The organism is Mesorhizobium sp. M7A.F.Ca.ET.027.02.1.1 (assembly GCF_004022985.1).
In the GTDB taxonomy this organism is placed as follows: domain Bacteria; phylum Pseudomonadota; class Alphaproteobacteria; order Rhizobiales; family Rhizobiaceae; genus Mesorhizobium.
Map to the genome: position 1 here is coordinate 1 of NZ_RZOL01000819.1, position 958 is coordinate 958.

Here is a 958-nt window from a genome sequence, read left to right on the forward strand (position 1 = left end):
CGGCGATCCCGACCGGGATGATCTGCACGACGCCTTGAACGCCGCGTTCGGCAGCAAGCCATTCGTCTATGCGCGCGCCGGCAGCACCGTGAAGGTTTATGCCTACACGGACATGAAGGCGGCCGCGCTGGCGAAGGCGTTGCAGAAGCTCGACCACGAAAACGGTAGGGGAGGTGTCCTGCAACGGGCGGATGACAGCATCACGGCCCGGCTCAAGGACGCCGGCGTGGCCGGTAAGGCCGAGATCAAAGCGGGAGTTTCGACCGAAAGAGGCGGCCAATACTTCTTGCAGAAATTCATTCGCGGAACTGCCGACGTGATCAAGTCCGACGGAGAACAGCTCCCATACGGCCAGCGTCCGGACAAGGCTGCGGCAGCACTCTATTTGTCGTGGAAGGCGAATTTCAAGACGGTGGAGCCACGCAACGTTTATCACGTCGTCTTTTCGGCCAGGGCCGGCACAGACGCGCGTGCGTTGCTGCGCGCGGCTGAGAATGTGCTTGCCGAAAAGATTCCCGACCACAAATGGGCAATCGCCCATCATCCGGAGACCGGGCACGTCCACGTGCACGCGATGATCCTTGCGCGCTCGCAAAGCGGCCGGCAGCTGCATTTCGGCAAGCCTGACCTTTACGAATGGCGGGCGACCTTCGCCGAAAAAGCCCGCGAGGAGGGGATTGCCATGGTGGCGACAAGCCGCATGGACTTTGCCGCTTCGCGGCCGTTCAACATGCGCCAGGCCGGTGCTTATGAACGATCGAAGCAGGACACGCGCTACTCTGTGTCGCCGACGATCGGTGAGCGCGTCGAAGCGAAGCGACAGGCCGTTTTCGAGGCAAAGACGATCGCCGCCTATGGGGCAGGGATCTCGCGTGGCTGGCAGCTGACCGCCTCTTTAGCGCGCGCGGCGATGCCCGGTTCGCAAGCGGAGGCAGGCGCCGCCGCGTTTTCGGCGGCG

General features: G+C 63.3%; 1 protein-coding gene. It reads left to right on the forward strand.

Features of this window, described 5'->3' with window-relative positions:
• Nucleotides 1–958 (forward strand): relaxase/mobilization nuclease domain-containing protein (locus EN749_RS36400; protein ID WP_148674728.1); only part of this gene is annotated, 958 nt, incomplete at both ends.